Annotated in this window: 23 protein-coding genes; 8 read left to right on the top strand and 15 right to left on the bottom strand. The window is 73.6% G+C overall.

Annotated features, from left to right (window positions below):
* Nucleotides 1–15: 15 nt before the first annotated feature.
* The 4 genes from LRS74_RS19735 to LRS74_RS19720 all read right to left on the bottom strand — a co-directional run bounded on the left by LRS74_RS19735 (nt 16) and on the right by LRS74_RS19720 (nt 6,472).
* A complete protein-coding gene (locus tag LRS74_RS19735; RefSeq protein WP_277744836.1) occupies nt 16–1,104 on the bottom strand; it encodes a hypothetical protein in 1,089 nt (362 codons plus the stop codon).
* A 1,187-nt stretch (nt 1,105–2,291) separates the two neighbouring features.
* Nucleotides 2,292–3,218: an N-acetylneuraminate synthase family protein gene (locus tag LRS74_RS19730; RefSeq protein WP_277742237.1), complete on the bottom strand. Its 927-nt coding sequence runs from the start codon at nt 3,216–3,218 to the stop codon at nt 2,292–2,294.
* A gap of 166 nt (nt 3,219–3,384) precedes the next feature.
* On the bottom strand, nt 3,385–4,956 hold the full coding sequence (locus LRS74_RS19725) for an acylneuraminate cytidylyltransferase (RefSeq protein WP_277742236.1): 1,572 nt from the start codon (nt 4,954–4,956) through the stop codon (nt 3,385–3,387).
* 121 nt (nt 4,957–5,077) lie between these two features.
* The gene (locus tag LRS74_RS19720; protein ID WP_277742235.1) at nt 5,078–6,472 is read right to left on the bottom strand and encodes a DUF6716 putative glycosyltransferase; all 1,395 of its coding nucleotides are present in this window, start codon (nt 6,470–6,472) and stop codon (nt 5,078–5,080) included.
* Between the two features lie 187 nt (nt 6,473–6,659).
* Here LRS74_RS19720 and LRS74_RS19715 point away from each other — a divergent pair, with 187 nt between their 5' ends.
* Nucleotides 6,660–7,631: a glycosyltransferase family 2 protein gene (locus tag LRS74_RS19715; RefSeq protein ID WP_277742234.1), complete on the top strand. Its 972-nt coding sequence runs from the start codon at nt 6,660–6,662 to the stop codon at nt 7,629–7,631.
* Between the two features lie 8 nt (nt 7,632–7,639).
* On the opposite strand, the gene LRS74_RS19710 is transcribed toward LRS74_RS19715, so the two are convergent.
* Nucleotides 7,640–8,836: an IS110 family transposase gene (locus LRS74_RS19710; protein WP_277740518.1), complete on the bottom strand. Its 1,197-nt coding sequence runs from the start codon at nt 8,834–8,836 to the stop codon at nt 7,640–7,642.
* A 239-nt stretch (nt 8,837–9,075) separates the two neighbouring features.
* On the opposite strand from LRS74_RS19710, the gene LRS74_RS19705 reads away from it, so the two are divergent.
* Together LRS74_RS19705 and LRS74_RS19700 are read left to right on the top strand one after the other, a co-directional pair.
* Nucleotides 9,076–10,482 carry a polysialyltransferase family glycosyltransferase gene (locus tag LRS74_RS19705; protein WP_277742233.1) on the top strand — a complete coding sequence of 469 codons (1,407 nt, stop codon included), beginning with the start codon at nt 9,076–9,078 and terminating at the stop codon, nt 10,480–10,482.
* A complete protein-coding gene (locus LRS74_RS19700) occupies nt 10,479–11,684 on the top strand; it encodes an acyltransferase (protein ID WP_277742232.1) in 1,206 nt (401 codons plus the stop codon). Before LRS74_RS19705 ends, LRS74_RS19700 begins: the two co-directional genes overlap by 4 nt.
* A gap of 109 nt (nt 11,685–11,793) precedes the next feature.
* Here LRS74_RS19700 and LRS74_RS19695 read toward each other — a convergent pair whose 3' ends face one another.
* On the bottom strand, nt 11,794–12,441 hold the full coding sequence (locus LRS74_RS19695; RefSeq protein ID WP_277742231.1) for a TetR/AcrR family transcriptional regulator C-terminal domain-containing protein: 648 nt from the start codon (nt 12,439–12,441) through the stop codon (nt 11,794–11,796).
* A 69-nt stretch (nt 12,442–12,510) separates the two neighbouring features.
* On the opposite strand from LRS74_RS19695, the gene LRS74_RS19690 reads away from it, so the two are divergent.
* On the top strand, nt 12,511–14,028 hold the full coding sequence (locus LRS74_RS19690; protein ID WP_277742230.1) for an FAD-dependent oxidoreductase: 1,518 nt from the start codon (nt 12,511–12,513) through the stop codon (nt 14,026–14,028).
* A 170-nt stretch (nt 14,029–14,198) separates the two neighbouring features.
* Here LRS74_RS19690 and LRS74_RS19685 read toward each other — a convergent pair whose 3' ends face one another.
* Nucleotides 14,199–15,596, bottom strand: coding sequence for a gluconate:H+ symporter (locus LRS74_RS19685; RefSeq protein WP_277742229.1), 1,398 nt, complete (start codon nt 15,594–15,596; stop codon nt 14,199–14,201).
* Between the two features lie 37 nt (nt 15,597–15,633).
* Nucleotides 15,634–16,143, bottom strand: coding sequence for a gluconokinase (locus LRS74_RS19680; protein WP_277742228.1), 510 nt, complete (start codon nt 16,141–16,143; stop codon nt 15,634–15,636).
* Nucleotides 16,144–16,408: 265 nt separating this feature from the next.
* Between LRS74_RS19680 and LRS74_RS19675 the strand changes: the two genes are divergently transcribed.
* On the top strand, nt 16,409–17,077 hold the full coding sequence (locus LRS74_RS19675) for an FCD domain-containing protein (protein ID WP_277742227.1): 669 nt from the start codon (nt 16,409–16,411) through the stop codon (nt 17,075–17,077).
* A gap of 51 nt (nt 17,078–17,128) precedes the next feature.
* Here LRS74_RS19675 and LRS74_RS19670 read toward each other — a convergent pair whose 3' ends face one another.
* Complete coding sequence (locus LRS74_RS19670) at nt 17,129–18,535, bottom strand: amidase (RefSeq protein WP_277742226.1); 1,407 nt, start codon at nt 18,533–18,535, stop codon at nt 17,129–17,131.
* Nucleotides 18,536–18,660: 125 nt separating this feature from the next.
* Between LRS74_RS19670 and LRS74_RS19665 the strand changes: the two genes are divergently transcribed.
* Together LRS74_RS19665 and LRS74_RS19660 are read left to right on the top strand one after the other, a co-directional pair.
* Entirely contained in the window at nt 18,661–18,804 is a 144-nt protein-coding gene (locus tag LRS74_RS19665; RefSeq protein WP_277742225.1) for an SCO1431 family membrane protein, read from the top strand.
* A gap of 123 nt (nt 18,805–18,927) precedes the next feature.
* Complete coding sequence (locus LRS74_RS19660; protein ID WP_277742224.1) at nt 18,928–19,794, top strand: NAD(P)-binding domain-containing protein; 867 nt, start codon at nt 18,928–18,930, stop codon at nt 19,792–19,794.
* A gap of 59 nt (nt 19,795–19,853) precedes the next feature.
* On the opposite strand, the gene LRS74_RS19655 is transcribed toward LRS74_RS19660, so the two are convergent.
* The 3 genes from LRS74_RS19655 to LRS74_RS19645 form a co-directional block, all read right to left on the bottom strand.
* Nucleotides 19,854–20,066: a hypothetical protein gene (locus tag LRS74_RS19655; RefSeq protein WP_277742223.1), complete on the bottom strand. Its 213-nt coding sequence runs from the start codon at nt 20,064–20,066 to the stop codon at nt 19,854–19,856.
* A gap of 63 nt (nt 20,067–20,129) precedes the next feature.
* Entirely contained in the window at nt 20,130–20,747 is a 618-nt protein-coding gene (locus tag LRS74_RS19650; RefSeq protein WP_277742222.1) for a hypothetical protein, read from the bottom strand.
* A 26-nt stretch (nt 20,748–20,773) separates the two neighbouring features.
* Complete coding sequence (locus LRS74_RS19645) at nt 20,774–22,363, bottom strand: methylmalonyl-CoA mutase family protein (protein ID WP_277742221.1); 1,590 nt, start codon at nt 22,361–22,363, stop codon at nt 20,774–20,776.
* Between the two features lie 115 nt (nt 22,364–22,478).
* Here LRS74_RS19645 and LRS74_RS19640 point away from each other — a divergent pair, with 115 nt between their 5' ends.
* On the top strand, nt 22,479–23,399 hold the full coding sequence (locus LRS74_RS19640; RefSeq protein WP_277742220.1) for a L,D-transpeptidase family protein: 921 nt from the start codon (nt 22,479–22,481) through the stop codon (nt 23,397–23,399).
* A gap of 161 nt (nt 23,400–23,560) precedes the next feature.
* On the opposite strand, the gene LRS74_RS19635 is transcribed toward LRS74_RS19640, so the two are convergent.
* From LRS74_RS19635 to LRS74_RS19625, 3 genes are all read right to left on the bottom strand, one after another.
* Nucleotides 23,561–24,655, bottom strand: coding sequence for a hypothetical protein (locus LRS74_RS19635; protein WP_277742219.1), 1,095 nt, complete (start codon nt 24,653–24,655; stop codon nt 23,561–23,563).
* A complete protein-coding gene (locus tag LRS74_RS19630) occupies nt 24,655–25,320 on the bottom strand; it encodes an RNA polymerase sigma factor (RefSeq protein ID WP_277744835.1) in 666 nt (221 codons plus the stop codon). Before LRS74_RS19630 ends, LRS74_RS19635 begins: the two co-directional genes overlap by 1 nt.
* A gap of 76 nt (nt 25,321–25,396) precedes the next feature.
* On the bottom strand, nt 25,397–26,371 hold the full coding sequence (locus LRS74_RS19625) for a DUF4328 domain-containing protein (RefSeq protein WP_277742218.1): 975 nt from the start codon (nt 26,369–26,371) through the stop codon (nt 25,397–25,399).
* Between the last annotated feature and the right edge of the window lie 163 nt (nt 26,372–26,534).

Here is a 26,534-nt window from a genome sequence, read left to right as displayed (position 1 = left end):
GGGCTCAGCTCCTCGTCAGGAAGCTGCCATCGGCGCGGATGACGCGGGCGGTACGACAGGGCCCGGAGGGGCCGCCGTGACGACCGCGGCCGGTGCGACGGGCGGGGCGGCGGGCGCCGCGCTCCGTGCCGACGGCACCGCCCGGGGCTCCGAATCCCCCCGTGCGGCGGGCCGGTTGGGGCCCTCGCTCTCCTGCGCCAGCGAGCGCAGCCGGTCCACGTCGCGCGCCGTGCCGGTGACCCCGGAGAGAAAGCCCTGGGCGCGCGGCGAGGCGTGGCTGGTCAGCCAGGCCGGGTCCACGTCGCAGACCGCCACCCGCACCCCGGTGCCGACGAGGGCCAGCGGCAGCGTGTGCACCACCGTCGACGGAAAACTCAGGATCGTTCGGCCGATCGGACCACGGCGGGCGATCAGCTCCAGCGGCAGCTCGGGGCGCACCACTTCCAGGCCGACCTCCGCGCTCACCCGGTGCAGCTTCTCCGCGCTCTCCCTGCGGTGCGCGAAGTAGCGGGTGGCGCCGTGCGCACGGGCCAGCGCGGTGACCGCGGCCAGATAGCGGTCCAGGTCGACGACTCCCGTCTCCACCAGGGAGGTTCCCACCAGGTCGGTGCCCCGGGTGAGCCGTGGCGGGCCGAACCTGGCCCGGGTCCAGGCGAAGTCGTTGGCGGTGACGGTGACGCCTTCCGGCGGCTCCACCGGCATCGAGCTGAAGACCTCGACCCGGCGCCCCGCGCCGGGCGTCAGTCGGCGCCGCGCGGTCGCCGACACCGGGGCGAAGACCACGTCCCGCGCCCCGCGCCCGTTGCCCCGCCGGTGCCAGCGCACCAGGGGCTCGCCGCGGGCCAGCTGCGAGATGAACTCCATGGTGGCCGTCCCGTCGTCGACCACGACCAGGTCGCGCGCGCGGGCGAGGGTCAGCAGCAGCTGGACGTAGCGGGAGAAGGGGTCGCCGATCACGATCCGCTCGGCGCGGCGCAGCATCCCGGACAGTCCGCCCACGGTGCGCAGCGGCGCGCCCGCCCCGCCGCGCGCCTCCTCCCAGCGGACGCTCACGCCCTCGTCCCGGGCGAGGTCCGCCATCCGGCGCAGCTGCCCCCGGGTCATGGGGTCGTGCGGCGCCAGCACGATCACGGTGAGCCCCGCCCCGAAGGCGATCGGCTCCCGTCCGCCGCCCGGAGCGGCCGGGTCCGCCGCGCTCCCCTCCCCGTACGGATCGCCCGCATACGGGCCGTCGCCGTACGGTCCGTCGCCGCGCGGGTCGTCCCCGCGCGGGTCGTCGCCGCGCGGGTCGCCGCCGCGCGGGTCGCCGCCGCGCGGGCCGTCGCCGTACGGGCCGTCGCCGCGCGGGTCGCCGCCGTACGGGCCGTCCCCGCGCGGGTCGCCGCCGGCGGGTGCGCCGTCCGCGGCGCCGTGCCGGGCGCCGTGCCGGGCGTCGTCTGCTCGGCCAGGCGCGCCGGGCAGACCGCGCTCACCCGCCGGAGCGGGAATGGACACGCCCCGGCCCGTCTCCGGGTCCGGGTCGTCGCTTCCCGGCTCCCCCGGGGAACCGGTCTCGGCGTCGGGGGCGGGGCGCGGCGAAGCGCCGCCCGCCGGCCCCGCCGGAGCGGGGGCACCGGTACCGGAGTCGTTCCCTTCCGCGGCGCCCGCGGTGGCGGACCCGCCGCCCGGAGCGGCGCCGGACGGAGCCCGCCGACCCTCGGCGGCACCGGGTGCCGAGCCGCCCGGCCCGTCCACACCGGTGGACGCGGGCCGGACACCCGACGGGAGCCCATTCACGGCGGGACCCTCCGACAGCGCGTCACCCGGCTCAGTCGCACCGTCCGCCGAGACGACGGAGCCCGACACACCCGAGGTGGACGTGCCGGAGCGCGCGGACGGGCCCGTGGAGCCGGGCGGGCCGCCCGGTACCGGGGGCGGCGGAGCGCCGTCGGCCGCCGCTTCCGGCGGCGCCGGGACACCGGCGTCGACGTCGTCCCCCTCACCGCCGCCCGACCCGGCCGCCGGGCCGGCGGACGGGTCGGGCGGAGCGGGCGTGGCCGCCTGGGGGCCTCCGGTGCGCTCGCCGCGGGAGGCGATCGCGTCGGCGTACGCCCACTCCAGCACGTTCAGCAGCTGGACCGGGCTCTCGACGAACGCGAGGGTCTCGGCCGGCGGCGTCGCACCGTCGGCGGGCAGGGCCCGGAAGCGGCGCACGGGAGTACGCGCCGCTTCCGGGGACGGTGGGCCGTCGGGCGACCCGGCCGGTTCCATCTCCACCAGATTCCCGTCAGTGCCTCGGAGGGTTCCGGCCGTCAGACGGCGGCCGGCTCGCGCCGCGTCTGCTCGGCGATGACGCCGCTGACACGGCGGAGCTTCTTCATCGGGCCGAGCTCGCTCTCGTAGACCTTCTTCACGCCGTCGCCCAGGGACTCCTCGACGACGCGGATGTCGCGCACCAGACGCTGGAGGCCCTGGGGCTCGACGGAGGCGGCCTGGTCCGAGCCCCACATGGCGCGGTCGAGGGTGATGTGGCGCTCGATGAAGGTGGCGCCGAGGGCGACCGCGGCCAGCGTGGTCTGCAGGCCGGTCTCGTGGCCGGAGTAGCCGATCGGCACGTTGGGGTACTCGGCCTGGAGCGTGTTGATCACCCGCAGGTTGAGCTCCTCGGCCTTGGCCGGGTAGGTGGAGGTGGCGTGGCAGAGCAGGATGTTCTCGCTGCCCAGCACCTCGACGGCGTGCCGGATCTGCTGCGGGGTGGACATGCCGGTCGACAGGATGACGGTGCGGCCGGTGGCGCGCAGGGCGCGCAGCAGCTCGTCGTCGGTGAGCGAGGCGGAGGCCACCTTGTGCGCCGGGAGGTCGAACTTCTCCAGGAAGGCGACGGCCTCGGTGTCCCACGGGGAGGCGAACCAGGCGATGCCCCGCTCCTTGCAGTGCTCGTCGATGGCGCGGTACTCGTCCTCGCCGAACTCCACGCGGTGGCGGTAGTCGATGTAGGTCATCCGGCCCCACGGGGTGTCGCGCTCGATGTCCCACTGGTCGCGCGGGGTGCAGATCTCCGGGGTGCGCTTCTGGAACTTGACGGCGTCGCAGCCGGCGTCGGCGGCGACGTCGATGAGCTTGAACGCGTTCTCCAGGTCGCCGTTGTGGTTGATGCCGATCTCACCGGTGACGTAGACCGGGTGGCCGGGGCCGACGATCTTGGCGCCGAGGGTGCGGAGGCGGTTGTTGGAGCTCACGTGAAACCTTTCGAGTGGTTCCCGGATCGGTGTCCGGGCGAGACAAGGTCGTCTTGGCCGCGGCCTCGCTACGCGATGCCGGTCCGTGCGGGGCGGTTCGGGGAGGGGCCCCGCGGTCGGGGTCGGGGTCGGTGACCGGGTCGGTGACCGGTTAAGAGCTGATGCGTCAGGCCAGCTCCTTTCCGAGGAGCCAGGAGGCGATCTCGCGGATCGCCCCCTGACCTCCGGGGGTGGAGGTCACCGCACGGGCGGCGCCGCGCACCACGTCGTGCGCGTTGGCGACCGCGACCGGCCAGCCGACCACGTCGAAGCACGGCAGGTCGTTGACGTCGTTGCCGGCGTAGAGCACCCGCTCGGGAGCGATGCCCTGTTCCTCGCACCACTGCTTGAGTGCGAGATCCTTGCGGTCGATGCCGTGCAGCACGGGGATGTCCAGCTTCCGTGCCCGCGCGGCGACGACGGGGTTCCGCTCCGTGGACAGGATCAGCAGCGCCAGCCCGGAGCGGCGCAGCGCGGCGACGCCGAGGCCGTCGCCGCGGTGCACGGCGACCAGCTCCCGTCCGTCGGAGTCGATGAGCACCCTGTCGTCGGTCTGGGTGCCGTCGAAGTCGAGCACCACCGCGTCGACGTCGTCACGGGTGGGCAGGGCGCCGGGGCGCGGGGCGTCCAGCAGCGGCGCCAGCGCGCGGGCCCGGGCCAGGTCGTGCGGGTCGTCGATCTCCAGCACCCGGGCGGCGTCGGTGCGCACCAGCGCCGTACGCCCGAAGAAGCGGTGCTTCTCGGCGCGGAAGCCCTCGACCCGCATCGCGTAGGCCGCGCCGGTCTCCAGCAGGTCCTGCGGCCGGTCCTGGCGACGAGGGCGGAAGGACTTGTCGTGGTTGACGCCGTACCCGCTGCTGCCGGCGGGCTCGGCGTCCTCGGCGCCGGCCGGGGTGCGGGCGGCCGCGGAGCCGGTGGCGCCACCGGGCGCCGCGCGGTGGCCGGTGACCGCGGTGCCGACCGCGGCGGCCGGCCCGTCGGCGGTCCCGGCCAGCAGCGCCGCCGCGGTGACCGTGCGGCCCGTCGCCGCGCCGTCGACCGCGGCGCCGGTCGCGGTCCCGGAGGCCGTGGCGGCCGTGGCGGAGGTGCCGTCGGCGCGGGTGCCGTCCCCGGTGCGGCCCGCGGGGACCGTCACCGGGCCCGGGGCGCCCCCGTCGACCGCGGCCGACGCCTGGCCGACCACCGTCACCGGGTCCGGCGCGCCGGCGACCGCGGCGCGCGCGGCGAAGCCGTCGTCGTCCGCCGCGTCGCGCCACACGAAGCCGTGGAAGGGGGCGACGGTCAGCGCGGAGTCGGCGCCGTCCTCCAGCACCGCGGCGGCCACCCCGTCGACGTCCTCACGGGCGATGAAGGGGCTGGTGCACTGCACCAGCAGCACCACGTCCGCGGCCGTCCCGTGGCGGGACTCGAAGGCGTCCAGGGCGTGCAGCACCGCGGCCTCGCTGGTGGCGGTGTCGCCGGCGATGGCCGGCGGGCGCTGGACCACCTCGGCGCCCGCGCCGCGCGCGGCGGCGGCGATGCCGGCGTCGTCGGTGGAGACGACCACGTCCGTCACCAGCCGACTGGCGCGGCACTCGCGCACCGCGCGGGCGACCAGCGGCACACCTCCCACGGCGGCGAGGTTCTTGGCGGGCACGCCCTTGGATCCGCCGCGGGCGGGGATCACGGCGACCACGCGGCGCTCGGGGGTGGCGGGCATTGCGGCTCCTTCGGTGCCGCCCGGGTGGCTCACGGCTCTCCCCGGCGGCGGGTGGTGGCAAGGGCGTTGCGCTGACTCACAGCGCTCAACCGGCGGGGCGCGGCGAGGGTGCTGCGGTTCGTCACAGCTCCCCCATCCGGCGGATGACGGGGGCGACCCGCTGGACGCCGTGGCGGTAGGCGCCGCGGGCCGCCTCCCGCACGGTGGACCGGACGACCCGGCGCAGCGCGCCGGCCTCGGCGGTGTCGGCGCCGGGGGCGCCGGGGCGCGGGGTGCCGTCCGGTCGGAAGCCGTAGCGGTCGAGGATGCGGGGCAGATAGCCGGGCGCGGTGGTGCGGCTGTAGTAGGGCGTCAGCGGCGGCAGGGCGGGGGCCGCGGCCAGCTCGGCGACCCGGGCGCGCGCGGCGTCGAAGGCGGTTATGTACGAGCCGTCGGCGCAGACGCCCTGGCGGGCCAGCCACTCCGGGTCGGGCTCGGGCAGGTGGCCCTGGTCCAGCTGGTCCCAGGAGGCGAGGCAGCCGGAGCCGAGGAAGTGGTGGTTGCCGAGCGCCTCGCGGACGCCCAGGTCGGTGAGGACGGCGGTGGGGACGCCGCGGTGCAGCGACTCCAGGGCGGCGGTCGAGCTGACGGTCACCAGCAGGTCCGCGGTGTCCAGGACCTCGCCCATGTTGCCGTAGGCCAGGCGGAAGTTGGCCGGGACGCCGCCGTCGATGCGGGCCGCCAGCTTCTGGTAGGGCAGCTCCTCGATGTGCGTGGTGTGCTCGCCGGGCTTGCTGCGCAGCTTGACCAGCACCTCGCGGTCGGGGTGCTTCCGGGCGTGCTCCAGCGCGCGGCGCAGCAGGTAGCCGCGGTCCTCGCGGTTGTCGGGGACGGACGGCTGGACGGCGAAGACCACCGTGCCGCCGGGGTGGCGGCGGCCCTTCCGGGCCTCGGCGTCGTACCGCGCGCCGCCGAGGAAGGGCAGCGCGCACTCGACGACGCTGTCGGCGGCGGCGCCCACGCCCCGGTAGACCTCGCGGAAGCGGTCCGCGTCGTACCGGGAGTTGGCGAGCACCACGTCCGCGCCGTGCCGCAGCAGCAGCCCGTCGGCGAGCTTCTCGTAGACGACGCCGACGTAGCCGGTGACGACCACCGGGCGGCGCCCGCCCGCGGATCCGGCGGGGGTCGCCCAGGCCCGGGACAGCCCGTGCAGCATCGCCTGCACCCCGCCGCCGACGCAGGAGAGCACGATCACGTCGTACAGCTCACGGTCCACGGCGCGCACGAACTCCGCTCCCGTGACCTCGCGCAGCGCGTCCGCCGGCACTCCCACCTCGCGCAGCTGACGCACCGTCGGGGTGGCCCGTCCGCGCAGCAGGAATCCGTCGAGCCGAATATCCTGCGGATTGTCCGACTGATCGGTGGACACGAGGCGACGCGCGGTCAGCGCGCCCCATTTCCACCGGGTGTCGGAGTCGGCCAGGACGGCGGCGCGCAAGGCGGTCGGGGCGGAAGTCGAATGGGTACGGGTGGGCACGTCGCCGACGGTAGGAAGCCATTCCGATTCACGGCCCAACGCAAGCGCAACAAACGGTTAACAGCACGTCGACGCTTGGCGAATCGGCTGACTGGAGCGCCGGGTTAACCGTTCCGACGTGCGTCGTTCACCTTTAGGTACACCACAGGTCAAGACGAATGCCGGACGGCGACCTACCGTCACCCGAGTGGTTAAGCTCTCCGTCATCGTGCCGTTCTACAACGTGCAGACATATGCCCCAGACACCCTGCGAAGTCTGCGCGCCAACGCGCGCGACGACTTCGAATTCATCCTCGTCGACGACTGCTCGGCCGATGGGACGCCGGAGATCCTGGAGCGCGCGGAACGCGAGCTTCCGGGGGCCGTCCTGGTGCGACACGAACAGAACGGCGGGCTCGCCACCGCCCGTAACACCGGCCTGGACGCGGCGCGCGGCGAGTACCTGACCTTCCTCGACGGGGACGACTGGATCGCCCCCGACTACTACACCCAACTCGTCGAGACCATCGAGGAGTTGGACGTCGACTTCCTGCGCGTGGACCACGTGCAGTGCACCAACCGCTCGCGCGGCGTGCACCGGGTCCCGGTGGGCCGCCGGGGCGTGGCGCTCGACCCGCGCGACGTCATACTGCCCGCCGACCGCTCCACCGCCGTGGACTACCCGTACGCCTGGGCCGGCGTCTACCACCGCCGCCTCCTCGACCAGGGACTGCTGCACTTCACCCACGGTCTGCGCACCGCCGAGGACCGGCCCTGGATCTGGCGGCTGCACCGTGAGGCGAGGAGTTTCGCCGCCGCCGGGCTGCTCGGGATCTTCTATCGACGCGGAGTCGCCTCCTCGCTCACCCAGATCGGCGATGTGCGGCAGCTCGATTTCATCCGCGCATTCGATCAGGTAATCGAAGAAACCGCGCGCGATCGAGACGCGGACAAACTCCTCCCCAAGGCCGTACGAACGTATTGCGCGATTATTTCGCACCATCTCGGCAACATCGAGCGTTTCGAACCCTCGGTGGCACGTAAGCTGCGCAGCATGAGTGCGGCGGCGATGAAGCGCATGCCGCAGGACGTATTGAAGGACGCGCTGAACTCGATGGATTACGAGCGAGCCGCCCGACTGCGGCGAGTCCGCCGGCACACCGGAACGGTGGCTTCCTAATGCTGTTGTCAAGCGGCAAGCGTGACGGGCGGTGTGACTTGGTAGCACCGTCGGTCACGGATGAGGGCCCACAGAACGTTGACGCGTCGGCGGGCGAGGGCGAGGACGGCCTGGACGTGGCTCTTGCCCTCGGCTCTCTTGCGGTCGTAGAACCGCTTGGAGTTGGGATCGCTCCAGGAGCTGACCAGCGCGGAGGTGTAGAAGACGCGTTGCAGGCGCCGGTGGTAGCGCTGCGGGCGCCGCAGGTTTCCGCTGGTCTTGCCGGAGTCGTGCGGGGCGGGAGCGACGCCGCCGAAGGCCGCGAGGCGGTCCGCGGTGGGGAAGCCGGCCAGGCTGCCGCCGACGGCGACCAGGAACTCGGCACCGAGCTTGGGCCCCATGCCCGGCATGCTCAGGATCACCTCGGCGAGTTCGTGCTCGCGAAACCGGCCCTCGATGAGTTTGTCGATCTCGGCGATCTTCTCGTTGAGGGCCATCACCTCCCTGGCGAGGGTGTGCACCATCTTCGCGATGGCCTTCTCGCCGGCCACGGCGGTGTGCTGCCGCTCGGCGGCCTCGACGGCGGCCTTGGCGAGGCTTTCGGCGCCGCGGACCTTGCGGTTGCGCAGCCAGGTGGTGAGCCGACTGACGCCGATGCGGCGCAGGGCGGCGGGGGTCTGGTAGCCGGTGAGGAGGACCAGGGGACCTGCGTTGGTGAGTTCCAGGGCGCGTTCGAGCGCGGGGAACATGCTCAGCAGGGTGCCCCGCAGGCGGTTGATGGTGCGGGTGCGGTCGGCGACCAGGTCGATGCGGTGGCTGGTGTGCAGCCGCAGCTCGATCGTGGTCTCGTCGTCGGGACGGATGATCTGCAGGTCGCGGCGCATGCGTGCCTGGTCGGCGATGATCCGGGCGTCGCGGGCGTCGGTCTTGCCCTCTCCCCGGTAGGCGTCGGAGGCCCGGTTGACCATGCGGCCGGGGATGTAGAGCAGCTCCTGCAGGTGGTTGACCAGGACAGCGATCAACAGACCCGGCTCGCCGCCGGTCATGTCCATCGCCCAGGTCAGCTCGCGGCCGTCGGCGAGGTCGAGGACGTCGCCCATGAGCTTCAGGAGCTCGGGCTCGTCGTTGGCCACCCGGCGCGACAGCAGGGTCTTGCCGTCGACGTCCATGGCGACGCAGTGGTGGTGGGTCTTGCCGCAGTCGATCCCGGCCCATATCCGGCTCATCGTGCTCCCGAAGTCGTTCCTGCCTTGCCTACCACGGACGACCTCGCCGGCATTGCCCTACACAGCGATCTTGTCGCACTTCCTAATCGGCGGCCGAGTCGTCGTGGGGAGCAGGGCGGCCAAGCCTCCGGAGCCACGAACAACGGCAGCCAGCCTGAGAGCCACACCCCGCTCCCCTGGGTGCCACAACCTTACGAATGGCTGCGGTTCACCCGTGAGTTGAAAGGTAGGGCCGCCTGATGCCCGCCCGCGGCGCCCGGAAGCGCACCCAGATCTTCTTCGCCTCGACGCTCTACGGCGCGGCCACGCTGGCCGCCGCGATCGACGCGGACCGCTTCGACCCCGCCGACCGCCGGCTGCTGCTGGTCAGCAACAACGCGGCGATCCCGGAGACCACCCCGTCGCTGGACCAGATGCCCGGCTTCTCCCGGCTGCGCGACCGCTTCGACCGGGTGGTGTCCTGGAACGAGACGATCCACCCCTTCCACCCCGGCGGCTGGTCCCCGCGCCACGACGACATCCCGCTGTGGGAGCGTCATCTGCGGCTGCTGTGGGGCCTGGGCGACGACGAGGTCGAGCTCGTCGTGGAGTCCATCCAGGTCAACCCGGCCCTGGCGCTGGCCAGGCTCTTCCCCGGCTGCGCGGTGGACGTCTACGCCGACGGGCTGATGAGCTACGGGCCGACCCGCAACAAGCTCGACCCGCTGATCGGCACCCGCATCCGCCGGCTGCTCCATCTGGACCTGGTGCCGGGCCTCACGCCGCTGCTGCTCACCGAGTTCGGCGTGCGGCCGGAGGTCGTGCCCACCGACACCTTCACCAAGGTGCTGGCCGAGCTCGCCTACGCCTCCCCGGAGCTGGAGACCGGCGAGGCCGCGGCGGCCACCGGCGGGCCGGCGCTGCTCCTGGGGCAGTACCTGTCCGCGCTGGGCATCCTCACCCCCGAGGAAGAGGAGGAGCTGCATGCGCGGATGCTGCGCGGCGCCTTCGCCCTCGGCCACCGCACGCTGGTCTTCAAGCCGCACCCGACCGCCCCGGCCCGCTGGTCGCGGATGCTGGAGCGGGAGGCGGAGGAGCTGGGCGCCGAGCTGACCGTGCTGGACTCGCCGGTCCTCGCCGAGGTGCTCTACCAGCGGATGCGACCGGCCCTGGTGGTGGGCTGCTTCTCCACCGCGCTGCTGACGGCCACCACCTGCTACGGGCTGCCGGCCGCGCGGATCGGCACCGAACTGCTGCTGGAGCGGCTCACCCCGTACCAGAACAGCAACCGGGTGCCGGTGACCATCGTCGACGCGCTGCTGCCGGACCTGGAGGACCGCAAGGCCGTCAGCGACTGGACGCCACCCACCGGCGAGCGCGCCGAGCGGCTCGGCACGGAGCTGACCGGCCTGGTCACGGCCGTCGGCTTCGCCATGCAGGCCCAGCTCTACCCGCACCTGCGGCCGGCCGCCGAGCGCTATCTGGCCGCCCACCTGGACCAGCACACCTGGCGGTACTTCAAGCGCCGCCGGCTCACCGCGCTCGCCCTGCCGGGCGCGGTCCCCTCGCAGCTCTCGTTCATCCCGCGCAATGAGACGGTCCGTCGCGTGGCACGCCGAGCACGCGCCGTCCAGCGCAAGATCAAGAAGAGGACGGCGTTCGGATGACAGCTCCGGGCACCACACTCCCGGCTTCCCCCTCGGTCCCGGGAGCGCCCGACCAGCGAGAACCGGAGATACGACCGGGGGCGCGCGACAAGCAAGGCGCGCCCCCCGCACGACTCCGCGCTCTTGACGGACTGCGGCTGCTCGCCGCCCTGATGGTCGCCGCGTACCACTACGGCGGCCGGGGCGGCGAGATCAGCCACGCCTGGGGCAGCTCGCCGCGGGAGCAGTTCCCCACCGCCTCCAGCCTCTTCGCCTACGGCTGTCTGGGCGTCCAGATCTTCTTCGTCATCAGCGGGTTCGTGATCTGCATGAGCGGCTGGGGGCGGCCGCTGCGCTCGTTCTTCGCCTCCCGGGTCTCCCGGCTCTTCCCCGCCTACTGGGCCGCGATCCTCATCGTCACCGCCGTCTTCGCGCTGCCCGCGGTCGCCTACGCCACGGTCTCCGCCAGCGACACCCTGGTGAACCTCACCATGCTCCAACAGCCGCTCGGCGCCGACCGGGTGCTCGGGGTGTGCTGGACCCTCTGGGCCGAGCTGCGGTTCTACGCCCTCTTCGCGCTCTTCGTGGTCCTGCCCGGCGCCAGCCGCCATCGCGTGGTGCTCTTCTGCGCCGTGTGGACCCTGGCCGCGGCCATGGCGGACGCCGCCGACCAGCCGCTGCTGAACGTGGTCCTGATGCCCGAGTACGCCCCGTACTTCATCGGCGGCATCGGGCTGTACCTGGTGCACCGCTTCGGCCACTCCGTCCTGGCCTGGGGAATCGTCGCCACCAGCTTCCTGCTCGGCCAGCACTACGCGGTGGCCGAGCTGTGGCACGCGCCCAACCCGAACTTCTTCTCCTACCGCGAGCCGCTGGGCATCATCGCCGTCGTCGCCGTCGGCTATCTGGCCGTCGCCCTGATCGCCATGGGGCGCTTCCGGTGGGCGAACTGGCGCTGGCTCACCGTCGCGGGCGCCCTCACCTACCCCTTCTACCTGGTCCACGAGCACCTGGGCTGGGTCACGGTGGAGCTGCTCCACCGCGAGCTCGGCGTGGTCTCGCACGCGACCTTCGCGCTCACCATCGCCCTGATGCTGTGCCTGGCCTGGCTGCTCCACCGCTTCGTGGAACAGCCGCTCACCCCGCTGCTCAAGCGGTCGCTCGCCCCGGCGCGGCCGACGGCCCCGGAGGACCTGGTGAAGGGCGCCGCCCGGCGGCCGTGACCGGCCGCGTCGGATCACGGCAGCCGGGTGCGGGCGGAGGCCGGCGCCAAGGGCGCCCGGGTGCCCCGGGCGCGGCGGAGGCGCGGCGCGGGGCGACGCGGTGCGGGGGTCAGCCGGGCAGCAGCGTCGCCTCCACGCCCGCGACGATCGCCCGCAGGCCCTCCTCGAAGCGCGCCTCGTAGTCGGTGAACAGATCGGCGCCGACCGCCGCCGCCAGCGGGTAGTCCGCGCCGATGCGGTCCGCGCGCTCCTGGACGTCGTAGCCGTGCGCCCGCTCCCCCGCGAGCGGCTCCACGGCCTGCTCCTCGATGACGAAGCCGAGGGTGAAGGAGTAGGCGATGAAGGAGGCGCGGGCGGCGGCGGAGGGGGTGAAGCCCGCGTCGACGAGGACCCGCAGATGGGCCTCCATCGGCGCGGCGTGGTCGGTGCCGGTGAACCGGGTGCCGCTGAAGACCTTGGCGCCGTCCCGGTAGGCGAGCAGCGCCCGCCGCAGGTTCCGCTGGGCCTGGACGAGGCGGTCCTGCCAGGTGGCGTCGGAGGCGGGAGGGTCGGCCTCCACGGCCAGCCGCCGGTAGATGGTGGTGGCCATCTCGTCCAGCAGCGCCTGCTTGTTCTTGAAGTGCCAGTAGAGCGCGGGCGCCTGGACGTTCAGCTCCTTGGCGATCCGGCGCAGCGTCAGGCCCTCCAACCCCACCTCGTTCAGCAGCCGCAGGGCGGTGTCCACCACCAGGGCGCGGTCCAGTCGCGTCGTCGCCATGCGGTCATTCTCCCTGCTCCCCCGCGGCCCGCTTGACAATTTAACACCGTTAAGGACAGGCTTCCGGGCATGCGACTTAACGACGTTAAATTCCAGGTGCTGATCGTCGGCGCGGGGCCGTCGGGGCTGACGCTCGCCTGCGACCTGGCCCGGCGCGGCGTCGCCGCGCGGGTCGTGGAGCGGGGCGCTGGCCTGTTCCCGGGCTCGCGCGGCAAGGGGCTCCAGCCGCGCAGCCAGGAGGTCTTCGCCGACCTGGGCGTGGGCGAGGCGATCCAGCGGGCCGGCGGGGTCTACCCGCCGATGATGGGGTGGGAGGACGGGCGGCGGCTGGGCACCTTCGAGATGATCGAGCGGGTCGAGCCGACACCGGGCGCGCCGTACCACGAGGTGCGGATGGTGCCCCAGCACCGCACCGCCGAGATCCTCCACGCCCGACTGCGCGAACTGGGCGGCGAGGTGGAGTTCGGCACCGCGCTCACCGCACTGACCCAGGACGCCGACGGCGTCACGGCCGAGCTGACACACGCCGACGGAACCGCCACCACCGCGCGCGTCGGCTATCTGGTCGCCGCCGACGGCGGGCGCAGCACCGTCCGCAAGGCGCTCGGCATCCCCATGGCCGGCGAGACCGTCGACCCGAACCCGATGCTCGTCGCGGACGCCGTGATCGACGGCCTCGACCGCGACCACTGGCACGTGTGGCAGCGGGCGGAGGGCGGCGGCTTCGCGCTGTGCCCGCTCGCGGGGACCGACCACTTCCAGGTCCTGGCCCAGTACGAGGACGCGGACGCGGTCCCGGACACCTCACCGGAGGGGGTGCGACAGCTGGTCGCGGCCCGCACCCACCTGGCCGCCTCCCAGGTGCGCGCGGTGGAGTGGGCCTCCGCCTTCCGGGCCCGCGCGGCGATGGCGGAACGCTTCCAGGACGGACGGGTCTTCCTCGTCGGCGACGCCGCCCACGTCCACTCACCCGCCGGCGGCCAGGGACTGAACACCAGCATCCAGGACGCCTACAACCTCGGCTGGAAGCTCGGCCAGGTGCTCCGCCTCGGGGCGCGCCCCGCGCTCCTCGACTCCTACGAGCAGGAGCGCCTCCCGATCGCCGCCGGCGTACTCGGCATCTCCACCCGCATCCACCGCGCGGCCATGGTGGGCAAGGACACCGGCTCCCAGCGCACCGCGGAGGTGCACCAGTTGGGCCTGAACTACCGGGGCGGCCCGCTGGCGGCGGAGCGCCGTACGCGTCTGGTGGAACCGGCGCTCCAGGCGGGCGACCGCGCCCCCGACGCGCCCTGCGCCCGCCCCGACGGCACCCCGTACCGCCTCTTCGACGCCTTCCGCGGCCCCCACTTCACGCTGCTGGCCCTCGGCGAGGACCTCGAACCCCCGCTGCTGGAGCAGGAGTTCGTACGCATCTGTCGGATCGGCGGCCCGTCCGCCGACCTGCTCGACACCGGGGGCCACATCCGCGACGGCTACGGCGAGCGGGGGCTGTTCCTGGTCCGACCGGACGGCTACGTCGGCTTCGCCGCGGACGGGCCGGACGCGGCGCGGGAGCTCCGGGAGTGGCTGGCCGCGCTCGGGTAGTCGCCCGCCGCCGCGGCGCCCCGCGCCCGACGCGGCGCGGCCCCCGCGGCGCGGACTCGCGCTACGGGGGCCGTGAAGGAACCGGTGGTGCCCCGGGGGCTGTGGAGGAACCGGTGCCAGGGGGCCGTGGAGGGCGCGGCGAGGCTCGCCGCCGGGCTTCGGTGACGCCGCTAGAGAACCAGCGACAGCAGCAGCACGAAGACCAGCGAGACCACCGAGATGATCGTCTCCATCACGGACCAGGTCTTCACCGTCTGCCCGACGCTCATCCCGAAGTACTCCTTCACCAGCCAGAACCCGGCGTCGTTGACATGGCTGAAGAAGAGGGACCCGGCGCCGATGGCCAGCACCAGCAGCGCGGTGTGGGTCGTGCTCATGTCGGCGGCGAGCGGGGCGACCAGGCCGGCGGCCGAGATGGTGGCCACCGTCGCGGAGCCGGTGGCCAGCCGGATGCCGACGGCGATGAGCCAGGCCAGGAAGAGCGCGGAGACGTTCCAGTCCTCGGAGAGGTCGAGGATCATCTGACCGACGCCGATGTCGATGAGAGTCTGCTTGAAGCCGCCGCCGGCGCCGACGATCAGCAGGATCCCGGCGATCGGGGCGAGCGACTTCTCGACCGTCGAGGCCAGCCGGTCCCGGCCGAAGCCCGCCGCGCGGCCGAGCGTGAACAGGCCGACCAGGACCGCCGCCAGCAGGGCGATCAGCGGGGCACCGATGATGTCGGTGACGCGCTGGAGGTGGTTGTCCGGGTCGTCGACGACGATGTCCACCAGCGCCTTGAGCAGCATCAGGACCACGGGCAGCAGCACGGTGCAGACCGTGGCGGCGAAGCTCGGGCGGCGGTCCAGGTCCTCCGAGGGACGCTTGGGGATCATGTTCTCGGGCGGGGTGATGTCCACCCAGCGGGCCGCGTAGCGGGAGAAGAGCGGGCCCGCGATGACCGCGGTCGGCACCGCGACCAGCACGCCGAGCGCCAGCGTCACGCCCAGGTTGGCGCCGACCGCGTCGATGGCGACCAGCGGACCGGGGTGCGGCGGCACCAGGCCGTGCATCGCGGACAGGCCGGCCAGCGCCGGAATGCCGATGCGCATCAGGGAGTAGCCGCCGCGCTGGGCGACCAGCAGCACCACCGGGATCAGCAGCACGATCCCGACCTCGAAGAACAGCGGCAGCCCGATCAGCCCGGCGATGAACGCCATCGCCCAGGGCATCGAGCGCTCGCTCGCCTTCGCCAGGATCGTGTCCACGATCTGGTCGGCGCCGCCGGAGTCCGCCAGCAGCTTGCCCAGGATCGCGCCCAAGGCGATCAGGACGCCGACGCCCGCGACGGTGGCGCCCAGACCGGTGGTGAAGCTGGATATCGCCTTGTCCAGCGGGGCGCCCGCGACGGCGCCGAGCACCAGCGAGCCGATGGTCAGCGACAAGAAGGCGTGCAGCTTGAACTTGGTGATGAGGACGACGAGGACGGCGATGCCGGTGAGGACGGCGATGCCCAGCTGTGCGTGACCTGCCGAGGTGATCGGTTCGACGGGGGTCGCGGCCAGCATCTCGGCTCTGAGATGTGTCACGGCGGTTCCCTACGGGAGTGCGGGCGACGCCTTGCCTTTAGCGCAGCGCCGCGAGGGCTTGTCCGGTGATGACCGCCGGGTCCGGGGTGATGTCGAGCGCGATGCCGGGCTCGTCCGGCTGGAGCGGTTCGAGGGTCGCGAACTGCGAGTCCAGCAACGTGGCGGTCATGAAGTGGCCCTGGCGGGCCGCCATCCGCTCGGCGATCAGATCGTGGTCGCCGGTGAGATGGACGAAGAACAGATCGGGCGCGGCCTGACGCAGCCGGTCCCGGTAGGCGCGCTTGAGCGCCGAGCAGCTGACGACCCCGCCGTGCGCGCCGGGTCCGCTGTGCTCCCGCGCCCAGGCTCCGATGGCGTCCAGCCAGGGGGCCCGGTCCTCGTCGTCCAGCGGAACACCGGCCGACATCTTGGCGATGTTGGCCGACGAGTGGAAGTCGTCGGCCTCGGCGTACGGGACGCCCAACGCCTCGGCCAGCAGCGTGCCGACCGTGGTCTTACCGGTGCCGGACACGCCCATGACCACGACGACCCTGGGGGTGGCTCGCATCGGGATACCTCGCTGTTCTTCTCGACTGCCGTCGTCGTCGACCGCAGCGCCGCCGCACACTCAACCTCACTGATACGACGTATTCAAGAGGTCGTGACTTAAAAGTCATACTTAATTGGGCGGGATCGCGACGCGTAGGCTGCTGGCTATGGATAACGAGGGTGGGGGGCGGGGGCTGCACGCCGGGGGGCGGGGGCCGCACGCTGGGGGGCGGGGGCCGCACGCTGAGGGGCCGGGGCCGCACGCCGGGGGGCTGCACGCTCGGGTGCTGGACTCCCTGGGGCCCGCGATCACGGCCGGCGACCACCCACCGGGAACGGTGCTGCGCACGGACGAGTTGGAGCAGCGGTTCGACGTCTCCCGGACCGTGGTGCGGGAGGCCGTGCGTGTCCTGGAGTCGATGCATCTGGTGGAGTCGCGGCGCCGGGTCGGGGTGACGGTGCGCCCCGCCGAGGAGTGGAACGTCTTCGACCCGCAGGTCATCCGCTGGCGACTGGCGGGCGCCGACCGTCCACGACAGCTGCGCTCGCTCACCGCCCTGCGCTCCGCCGTGGAACCGGCCGCCGCCGCGCTCGCCGCCGAACTGGCCACCCCCGAGCAGTGCGCCGAGCTGACCGGCCACGCCCTCGGCATGGTCGCCACCTCACGCGGTCAGCAGCTCGAGGGCTATCTGGTGCACGACATCGCCTTCCACCGGGTGATCCTCCGGGCGTCGGGCAACGAGATGTTCGCCCGGCTGGGCGATGTGGTCGCCGAGGTGCTGACCGGGCGCACCGAACACCAGGTGATGTTCACCGATCCGGACCCGGCGGCGGTCACCCTGCATGTGCGGGTGGCCGAGGCGGTGCGCGCCCGTGACGCGGCGGCCGCGGAGCGCTTGACCCGCGAGATCACCGTGGGGGCGATGGCGGAGCTGGACATCCTGGCGCCGTGAGCGAGCCGGCCGCCGGGCCCGGCCGGCACCCCGGGCCTGACCCGTCGAAGCTCAGGCCGGTGGGTGGTCGGGTGGCCAGAGGTCGCCCCAGCGCTGGTCCGCCTCCAGTTGGGCGGCCAGCGACAGCAGCAGGGGTTCGCTGTCGGCCGGGCCGAGGAGTTGGGCGCCGACCGGGAGCCGGTCCGGGGTGAGGCCGGCGGGGACGTTGACCCCCGGCCAGCCGAGGACGTTCCAGGGCCAGGCGTACGGGCACGCCTGGATCATGGTGCGGTCGGTGTCCCAGCCGGAGAGGCCGAGCATCGAGCCGACGCGGGGCGGCGGCACGGCGGTGGTCGGGGTCAGCAGCACGTCGAAGCGCCGGAAGAGGGCGCCGACGCGGCGCCGCAGCGGGACCTCGGCCGCGCGGGCGAGGCGCAGCGCGCGGCCGCCGAGGAGTCGGCCGGTGCGGGCCGCGGTGTGGGTGCGCGGGTCGAGGAGGGTCGGGTCGGGGGTGCGTGCCACCCAGTCGCGGACGCCCGCCGAGCCGCGTGGGATGAGCGTGGGGCCGACCAGGCCGTAGCGCGGGTCGGCCTCGGCGACGTCATGGCCGAGGGCGGCCAGCCGGTCGGCCAGGTGGAGCACGGCGGTGCGCACGGCCGGGTCGAGACGCGACGGGAGCCCGGTGAAGGCGGGCCTGAAGGAGAGGGCGACACGGAGCCGACCGGGGTCGCGGCCCACGGCGCCGACCGGGTCGATCCGCGGCGGCTGGTACGGATCGTCGGGGTGGTTGCCGGCCGCGGCGCTCAGCAGCAGGGCGGCGTCGGCGACCGTGCGGGCGAGGGGGCCGTTGCAGGTGATCCCGTAGAAGGACTCCGGGTCCGGCCAGGTGGAGATCCGGCCGCGCTGTGGCTTGACGCCGATGAGATGGGTCCAGGCGGCGGGGATGCGGATCGACCCCGCCCCGTCCGAGCCGAGCGCGGCGGGGACCAGGCCGGCCGCCACGGCGGCGGCCGCCCCGCCCGAGGAACCGCCGGGGGTGTGCTCCAGGTCCCAGGGGTTGCGGGTCGCGCCGAAGGCGGGGCCCTCGGTGAAGGGCCACTGCCCCAGCTCCGGTGTGTTGGTCTTGCCGACGATCACGGCCCCGGCCGCGCGTAGCCGCCGTACGGCCTGGGCGTCGGCGGGGGCGGGTGGGAAGTCGCCGAGGCAGCCGAAGGCGGTCGGCTCCCCCGCGAGATCGGTGTCGTCCTTGATCGCGATCGGCACCCCCAGCAGCGGCGCCCGTTCCCCCGCCGCCAACCGCCGGTCGGCCGCGTCCGCCTCCGCGAGCGCGGCCTCCGCGCGCACCCGACGGAAGGCGTTGAGCGTGGACCGCGTCGCCTCGATGCGCCGCAGTGCCTCCTCCACCAGCCGGCGGGACGAGACCTCGCCCTCCGCCAGCGCCGCCACCTGCCCGACCAGTCCGGTCGGCCCACCGCTCACCTTCCGCCTCCCCTGCCCGCGCGTGCCACCACACACCCACCCCCGTCCGTGAGTTCGCACACGTTCCGCACGATAGGGCCTTCGACCTCTTTACGGAGGACCCACGGGCCACGCAGCCTGACCGCATGAGCGACATCGCGGTGCCCCGCCCCCGCCGTTTCCTGCCCACCCGCACCGGCGGCCCCTCGGACGGGCGGCTGGAGCACCTCGCCGGCTGGACCCTGACGGTGGTGGTGGCGATGCTCGCCGTTCAGCTCGGACTCGTCTGACCTGCACGCTTACCTTCGGGTCAGGGCGCACCTTTTTGTGCGTACTTGATCATCTCGGCGCCGGGGCCAACTCTGGTGGAGACGCCCCCGGACGGGGTCGCGAAGCGAAACGGGAGCCGAGAGATGAGTACACCTGTCACGGTCGTCGGTCTGGGCGCGATGGGCCGGGCGCTGGCCACCGCGCTGCTGGACGCGGGCCACCCCACCACCGTGTGGAACCGCTCGCCGGGCAAGGACACGGAGCTGGTCGCCAGGGGCGCCCACCGCGCCGCCGACGCCAGGGAGGCCGTCACGGCGAGCCCGCTGGTGATCGTCTGTCTCCTCGACTACGACGCCAGCGACGCGCTCCTCGAACCGCTCGCCGACGCCCTCGCCGGTCGGGTGCTGGTCAACCTGACCTCCGACACCCCGGAGCGTTCACGCAAGGCCGCCGAGTGGGCGACGGGCCACGGCATCGACTACCTCGACGGCGCGATCATGGTGCCCACCCCGGTGGTCGGCCGGCCGGAGGCGCTGATCCTGTTCAGCGGCTCGCACCCCGCCCATGAGGCGCATCAGGAGACCCTGAAGGCGCTGGCGGGCAACGTCCCCTACCTCGGCGCCGACGCCGGGACCGCCGCCGTCTACGACCTGGCGATGCTCAACCTGTTCTACTCGACCTTCGGCGGAGTGCTGCGCTCGTTCGCCATGGTGGACGCGGAGGGCGTCGGGGCGACCGACTTCGCGCCGTTCCTGAGCGAGATCATCAACATCATGCCCCCGATCATCGCGGGCACCGCCGCCGAGATCGCCGAGGGCAGCTACGCGGGCGGCGAGGCCAACCTGGCGATGATGACCGCGGGCATCGAGCACGTCCTGCACGCCGGGCGCGCCAAGGGCATCGACATGACCGGGCTGGACGCGGTCAAGGCCGACGCGGACCGCGCCCTCGACCGGGGCTTCGGGGAGCACGGTTTCAGCAGCATCTTCGAGGTGCTCAAGCGGAGCTGAGCGCGGCGCACCCCGCGGCGGGCACACGGCGACGCCCCGCCGCACCGGCGCCGCACCGCTCAGAACAGCGCCTGTTGTCCCGTCGACGGCGGCTGGTCCGCGGGGAACAGCGACGGCTCCGTGGCGAGAAGCGGCGCGATCCGCCGCGATCCCGGGCAGGAGACGAGGTCGAGGCCGCTCCGCCGGCCGGGCGGATCGTGACGGGCGAAGCGCCCGCCGACGACCGCGATCTGACGGGTGCACACGGGACAGGCGCGACGCGGTGAGGACATGGGACCAGTGTCGCCCAGCCACCGTCCGCCCGACCCCGGGCTCCACCCCTTCGCCTGGCCGCCTCAGCCGCCGAGGTCCTCGGCCAGCCGCCGGGCCGTGTCCGGGGTGAAGCTCCCCGATATCTGCACCTTGCCGCCGGTGATGGCGGTGGTCACGGCGGGGGCCGACAGCAGCCGGCCGTCGCGGATCATGGCGACGCGGTTGCTCGGCGGCGTACGGGTCGCCAGCCGCCCGCTGAGCTCCCCGAAGCGCCGGGCGTCGGCGTCGGTCAGCGTGATGGTGACGATCCAGCCGGAGCCGTACTGGTCGAGCGACGCCTTCGCGGCCAGCGTCCCGGTGATCGTCATGCCGTCGCTCTCGCGGGGCGTGACGGTCAGGCAGCTGGTGCCGGCGGTGTCGCTCCGCTCGGTGAAGGAGGTGGCCGAGGCGCTGCGGCAGGCCCCGGGGGCCTCCCGTTCGACCGGCAGGAAGCGCAGGGGCGCGCCGCGCACCGGGCGCGGGGTGCTCGCCCCCGACGGCCCCCCGCTCGGCCGGTCGGCCGGCCGCGAGGTCGCCGACGCCCGGTCGCCCGGGACGGGCGTCGAGGGCTCGCCCCCGCCCTCGTCGTCGCAGCCCGTCAGCGCCGCCCCCGCCAGCAGCAGCGCGACCGGTATCGCCGCCGCACCGATCCGTGTACGCACCTCGTACCCCCCATGCCTCGGCCCGCTCAGAACGCGGTCGTCGCGTCGTATGTACCCCAGACGTCCCGCAGCGCACCGCAGACCTCGCCGACGGTGGCGCGCGCGGCCAGCGCCCGCTTCATCGGGTAGAGGACGTTGCCGTGGCCGGGCTCGCTCTCGGCGGTCTTCTTCAGGGCCGCCAGGGCGGCCCGCACCGCGCCGGCGTCGCGGTCGGCGCGCAGTCGTTCCAGCCGTTCGACCTGCTGGGCCTCGATGGCCGGGTCCACCCGGAGCGGTTCGTACGGCTCCTCCTCGGCGGTCTGGAAGCGGTTGACGCCGACGACGACCCGCTGCCCCTCCTCGGTCTCGCGGGCGATGCGGTAGGCGTTCCGTTCGATCTCGTCCTTCTGGAAGCCCCGTTCGATGGCGGCCACGGCCCCGCCGAACCCCTCCACCTCCTGCATCAGCTCGGCCGCCGCCGTCTCGATGTCGTCGGTCATCGCCTCGACGGCGTAGGACCCGGCGAAGGGGTCGACGGTGGCCGTCACATCCGTCTCGTGGGCCAGCACCTGCTGGGTGCGCAGCGCGAGGCGGGCGGAGGTCTCGGTGGGCAGCGCGATGGCCTCGTCGAAGGCGTTGGTGTGCAGCGACTGGGTGCCGCCGAGGACCGCGGCCAGGGCCTGCACCGCCACCCGGACCAGGTTGACCTGGGGCTGCTGGGCGGTGAGCTGGACCCCGGCGGTCTGGGTGTGGAAGCGCAGCATCTGCGAGCGCGGGTTACGGGCGCCGAACTCCTCGCGCATCACGCGGGCCCACAGCCGGCGGGCGGCGCGGAACTTGGCCACCTCCTCCAGAAGGGTGGTGCGGGCGACGAAGAAGAAGGAGAGTCGGGGCGCGAACTCGTCCACGTACATCCCCGCCTCGATGGCCGTGCGGACGTACTCGACGCCGTTGGCCAGGGTGAAGGCGATCTCCTGCGCGGGCGAGGCGCCGGCCTCGGCCATGTGGTACCCGGAGATGGAGATGGTGTTCCACCGCGGCATCTGGGCCTTGCAGTACTGGAAGATGTCGGCGGTCAGCCGCAGCGAGGGGCCCGGCGGGAAGATGTAGGTCCCGCGGGCGATGTACTCCTTCAGGACGTCGTTCTGGAGGGTGCCGGTGAGCTGGTCGGCCGCCACGCCCTGCTCCTCGGCGACCAGTTCGTACAGCAGCAGGAGCAGCGCCGCGGGGGCGTTGATCGTCATCGAGGTGGAGACCTCGTCCAGCGGGATGCCGTCGAACAGCAGTCGCATGTCGTCGATCGAGTCGACGGCCACCCCCACCTTGCCGACCTCGCCGTGCGCGAGTTCGGCGTCGGAGTCGTAGCCCATCTGGGTCGGCAGGTCGAAGGCGACCGAGAGGCCGGTGGTGCCGTGCTCGATCAGCTGCCGGTAGCGGGCGTTGGACTCGGCGGCGGTGCCGAAGCCCGCGTACTGCCGCATCGTCCAGGGGCGGCCGGTGTACATCGTCGGGTACACCCCCCGGGTGAAGGGGTAGCCGCCGGGCTCGCCCAGTGCGGTGGCCGGGTCCCAGGCGCCCAGCGCCTCGGGCTCGTAGACCGGCTCGATGGGCAGCCCCGACTCCGACACGCGCGCCATGGATGCCCGCCTCCCGTAACGAGTGGTGTCTTCTCCCTCACAGCATGCGCCGATGTTCGCGGGCGGGCAGCTCCGGGCATTCTTGAACCTCGGGAGAAAGGTGGGGGGGTACACCATGCGTCGAACATCGGTCTCCGGCTTACGCCGGTTCTGCGCGGCCGCGGCGGTCGTGGCGCTGGCGGCGGGCTGCAAGACCACCGTCGCGGAGCGCGAGCAGCAGCAGCGGGAGCGGGTCGCGGCGGCCGCCGGCACGACCGGCGCCCCGTCCCGGACGGCCCCCGCGCGGCCGTCGCCGTCACCCACTCCGTCGCCCCCGGTGACGGCGGAGCCGACGGCCGGCGGGTCCCCGGCGTCCCGGACCCCCGCCCCGCGCCCGACCACCGCGCGGCCCACGCCGCCCGCCGCCCAGCCGGTGATCGCGCCCGGCAGCCGCGGCGAGCGGGTGCGCGAGCTCCAGGCCCGGCTGCGCCAACTGGGGCTCTTCGACCGCAACCCGACCGGCTTCTACGGCCCGGTCACCACCGCCTCGGTCGGCTCCTACCAGCGCTCCCGGGCGCTGCCCGTCAGCGGCGGCGTGGACCGGAGCACCTGGTCCGCGCTGCGCGCCGACACCAGGCGCCCCTCGCGACTGGAGCTGCGCCCGACCACCACCCAGCCGCTCGCCCCGCCGGACCGGCGCTGTCTGACCGGGCGCGCGCTGTGCGTCAGCAAGACCAGCCGCACGCTGGCGTGGATGGTGAACGGGAAGGTGGTCGCGGCGGTGGATGTGCGCTTCGGCTCGCAGTACACCCCCACCCGGGAGGGCGCCTTCCAGGTGACCTTCAAGAGCCGGGACCATGTGTCGACGCTCTACGACACCCCGATGCCGTACGCGCTGTTCTTCAGCGGCGGCCAGGCGGTGCACTACTCGGCGGACTTCGCGGCCCGCGGCTACGGCGGTGCCTCGCACGGCTGTGTCAACGTCCGGGACAAGAAGACGATCGCCGCGGTCTTCGACCAGGTCCGTGTCGGCGACAAGGTCGTGATCTACAGGTAGAGCCGCCGGAGAGGCGGGCTTTACGGCGCGGGCGGGGCCGGGGGAACGTGCCCCGCCCGCGCCAGGGTGCGCGGAGCCGTAGGTACGGGGGGGACCCCGGCTCCAACGCGGCCGATGACCAGTCGGCCCTACTCTCTACAGCGTCACCGCCGCGGAAAACGTCACACCTCGGTCGGCTCGGGCACGCCGGAGCCGCTGGGCGCGTCACTCGGGGCGGGCGTCGAGCCGCCGGTTGGGGCGGGCGGAGGCGGCGGTGGGGGCGGGGTGCCGGGGCCCCGGGTGCTGGTGGGCACGGGGCCGGGCGCGGGGTCGCCGCCCCCGTCGGTGCCCGGTCCGTCGTCCTCGCCACCGCGGCTGCCGTCGTCGCCGTGGTCGCCGCCGGAGCGGCCGCCGTCGCCGGAGCCGTCGTCCGATCCGCCGCCGCGGCCGCCGTCGGCCCCGCCGTTCCGCGCCACGACCTGCTCGCAGAAGGCCCGGACGGCCTCGGGGCCGCCCGCGGCCCGCTCCAGCCGGCGTATCGCCTCGGGGTCCACCCGCGCGGCGTCGCCGTCCTTGGCGGCCAGATACGTCCGGCAGATCACCAGGGCCCAGTGCTTCTTGCCCCGGCCCTGGGGCTCCCGGCCCTCGTCGCGCGGGCGCGGCTGGCGTCCGGTCTCCGGGTCCCCGGTCTCGTCCTCCCCGCGGCCGTCGACGAAGGGACGGGAGGTCTTCGGTCCGGTCGGGCGCGCGGCGTCGGGATCGCCGGGCGACCCGTCCGCGGAGGGCGTTGACGACGTTGTCGAGCCGTCTTCCGACGGTCGGGGCTCCGCCGTGGTGCCGGTGCCGGACCCGGCCGCGGACACCGCGGAACCGGGCCGCGACCCATCGCCGCTCTGGTTGAAGGGGGTGGGCAGCACCCCGGCGGCGGCCGCCACGGCCATCCCGCCGAAGGCACATCCCGCCAGCGCCGCGACCATTCCGGCGCGCAGCGGACGGCGCAACCGGGAGGGCGCGGAGCCACCCGAGCAGGCGCGGGCGGCACGCTCCTGACCCGCGCGGAAGGCGGCCACGGCGGCGTCCTCCCCGGGCAGCGGCCGATCGCCGGGCGGCGGGGTGGGGGTGGCGACGACGTCGAGGACGGCGGCCAGACGTTCCGCCTCCATGCGTGACTGGTCGTCCCTGGCGCCGACGGACCGATAGGTCTCGACGGGCTCGCCACGAAGCAACCGCTCCACGGCATCCTCATCCAGCCAGCTGTAGCGGTGGTCGTCGCCCATCACATGTCCTTCTGCGTCCGGGCGCGCGAATCCGTCACACCGGCCGAACGGGCCGGCCCGCCGCGTGACTCACGCTGGGCGGGCACCCCGTCCAGCACCGTGGATTCGCCCCCGGACGGGCCGCCCAGCAGATCGGCGAGGCGGCGCAGACCGCGATGGGCGGAGGTGCGCACCGCACCCGGTCGCTTGCCGAGCACCTCGGCGGCGCTCTTGGCGTCGAGCCCGACCACCACCCGCAGCACCACGGCCTCGGCCTGGTCCTGGGGCAGCTGGGCGATGAGGCCGAAGGTGCGGTCGGTGCCCAGCGCCTCCAGCGCCTCACCGGCCGTGTCGGCGTCCGCGGCCCGGCCCTCGAGCTCGCTCTCGTCGCCGCCGATGAGGGGGCGGCGGCCGCGCATCCGGATGTGGTCGAGCGCGCGGTTGCGGGCTATCCGGGCCGCCCAGCCGCGGAACCGGTCCGCGGTGCCGCTGAACCGGCCCAGGTCACGCGCTATCTGAAGCCACGCCTCGGAGGTGATGTCCTCCGCGTCCGCGTCGCCGACCAGCGTTCTCACATATCCGAGCAGGCGCGGGTGTACCGACCGGTACACCGTACGGAACGCCGTCTCGTCCCCGTTCTGCGCCGCGCGCACCGCGGCGGTCAGTTCCGCGTCGTCCCCCTGCACGCTCTCTTCCCGCTCCACTCGGAGAAACTGAGGTCCAGCGATGCCGATGGTTGCGCCGATGCCGTGCCTCCCGCTGTCAGTTTCCGGTGGGCCCGGAGCCGTACGGCGGGTACGGACCGGGCTGGACTGCGGGGGCGCCGCCGGGCTGCGTCGGCGCACTGTACGGAGCGGCCGGGGGCGGCGCGGGCGCGCCGTACGGGGCGGCGCCCGGCATGGCTCCGTAGGGGGCGGCGCCGGGCATGCCGTACGGCGCCGCGCCCATGCCGTACGGGGCCGGGGCGGGCGGCAGCACGGCGCGCTGCTCCTGCATCGCGGTGATCTGCCGGACCAGCAGCAGTCCGAGGATGGCGGCGGCGATCAGGATGACCGTCGAGAACATGCTGACGCCGAGGGAGTTCTTGATGCCCTCCATCGCGTCCATGGCGTCGTCCTGGTTGACGAACTTTCCGCGCTTGGCGTCTTCCTGCATGTCCTCCAGCTTCCGGTCGTTGACCGTGTACTGGACGTTGCTGATGAGGTTGACGACCATGGCGACCATGAACGTCACCCACCAGCCGTTGAGCAGGCCGCGTCGTACCTGCTGCGGGCCCTGCGGGGAGCTGGCGCGCCAGATGTCGTTGGCGATCTGCTTGGGGAACCACAGGTTGACGACCGGGGTGAACCAGGAGCCGGCGGCCCAGCCGCTGCCGAACCGGTGCGTGCCCGGCGCGAACACCTCGGCGTTCAGCCGCAGCCTGCGGAACCAGATCGCCCACAGGATCGCCACGGTCAGCCCGATCAGCCCGTAGATGAACGACGCCCCGAGGGCGAAGTCATCCGCGTCGTCGATCTCCTCCTGCGTGACGCTGAACGGGTTGTCCAGGAAGTCGGAGGCCACCTGGTGCTGACCGCCCTCGCCGATGAGCACCAGCACCAGCGCGGGGATCATGAGGGAGAACATCACGGTCAGCGCGGTGGCAAGACCGCGCCGCAGGTCGACGCCACCGGCCGGCATCCCCACGGCCGGCGCGGCCGGGAACGGGGCGTACGGGGTGGGTGGAGCGGCGGGCATGGTCGCCTGCGGCTGCTGTGACTGCTGATACGTCCCACAGGCGGCACATCGCCCATCGGGGCCGACAGCGGCAGCTCGGCAGTTCCCACACGAATACATTTTCCAGATCCCCCTGAGCCGTGGCCTTTGGTCCTCGTCCACGGAAGGAATAAACGACACACCG

Origin of the sequence: Streptomyces sp. LX-29 (genome assembly GCF_029541745.1) — a bacterium.
Lineage (GTDB): Bacteria > Actinomycetota > Actinomycetes > Streptomycetales > Streptomycetaceae > Streptomyces.
The sequence above is the reverse complement of the archived record's forward strand: the minus strand, read 5'-3'. Positions and strand labels throughout refer to the sequence as shown.

What these genes read in the sequence shown, in the direction of transcription:
- LRS74_RS19735 (WP_277744836.1), bottom strand. Translation starts at nt 1,104, where the DNA reads ATGACCCGGGGGCAGCTGCGCCGGATGGCGGACCTCGCCCGGGACGAG.
- LRS74_RS19725 (WP_277742236.1), bottom strand. Translation starts at nt 4,956, where the DNA reads ATGCCCGCCACCCCCGAGCGCCGCGTGGTCGCCGTGATCCCCGCCCGC.
- LRS74_RS19710 (WP_277740518.1), bottom strand. Translation starts at nt 8,836, where the DNA reads ATGAGCCGGATATGGGCCGGGATCGACTGCGGCAAGACCCACCACCAC.
- LRS74_RS19705 (WP_277742233.1), top strand. Translation starts at nt 9,076, where the DNA reads ATGCCCGCCCGCGGCGCCCGGAAGCGCACCCAGATCTTCTTCGCCTCG.
- LRS74_RS19700 (WP_277742232.1), top strand. Translation starts at nt 10,479, where the DNA reads ATGACAGCTCCGGGCACCACACTCCCGGCTTCCCCCTCGGTCCCGGGA.
- LRS74_RS19695 (WP_277742231.1), bottom strand. Translation starts at nt 12,441, where the DNA reads ATGGCGACGACGCGACTGGACCGCGCCCTGGTGGTGGACACCGCCCTG.
- LRS74_RS19690 (WP_277742230.1), top strand. Translation starts at nt 12,511, where the DNA reads ATGCGACTTAACGACGTTAAATTCCAGGTGCTGATCGTCGGCGCGGGG.
- LRS74_RS19680 (WP_277742228.1), bottom strand. Translation starts at nt 16,143, where the DNA reads ATGCGAGCCACCCCCAGGGTCGTCGTGGTCATGGGCGTGTCCGGCACC.
- LRS74_RS19665 (WP_277742225.1), top strand. Translation starts at nt 18,661, where the DNA reads ATGAGCGACATCGCGGTGCCCCGCCCCCGCCGTTTCCTGCCCACCCGC.
- LRS74_RS19660 (WP_277742224.1), top strand. Translation starts at nt 18,928, where the DNA reads ATGAGTACACCTGTCACGGTCGTCGGTCTGGGCGCGATGGGCCGGGCG.
- LRS74_RS19655 (WP_277742223.1), bottom strand. Translation starts at nt 20,066, where the DNA reads ATGTCCTCACCGCGTCGCGCCTGTCCCGTGTGCACCCGTCAGATCGCG.
- LRS74_RS19645 (WP_277742221.1), bottom strand. Translation starts at nt 22,363, where the DNA reads ATGGCGCGCGTGTCGGAGTCGGGGCTGCCCATCGAGCCGGTCTACGAG.
- LRS74_RS19640 (WP_277742220.1), top strand. Translation starts at nt 22,479, where the DNA reads ATGCGTCGAACATCGGTCTCCGGCTTACGCCGGTTCTGCGCGGCCGCG.
- LRS74_RS19635 (WP_277742219.1), bottom strand. Translation starts at nt 24,655, where the DNA reads ATGGGCGACGACCACCGCTACAGCTGGCTGGATGAGGATGCCGTGGAG.
- LRS74_RS19625 (WP_277742218.1), bottom strand. Translation starts at nt 26,371, where the DNA reads ATGCCCGCCGCTCCACCCACCCCGTACGCCCCGTTCCCGGCCGCGCCG.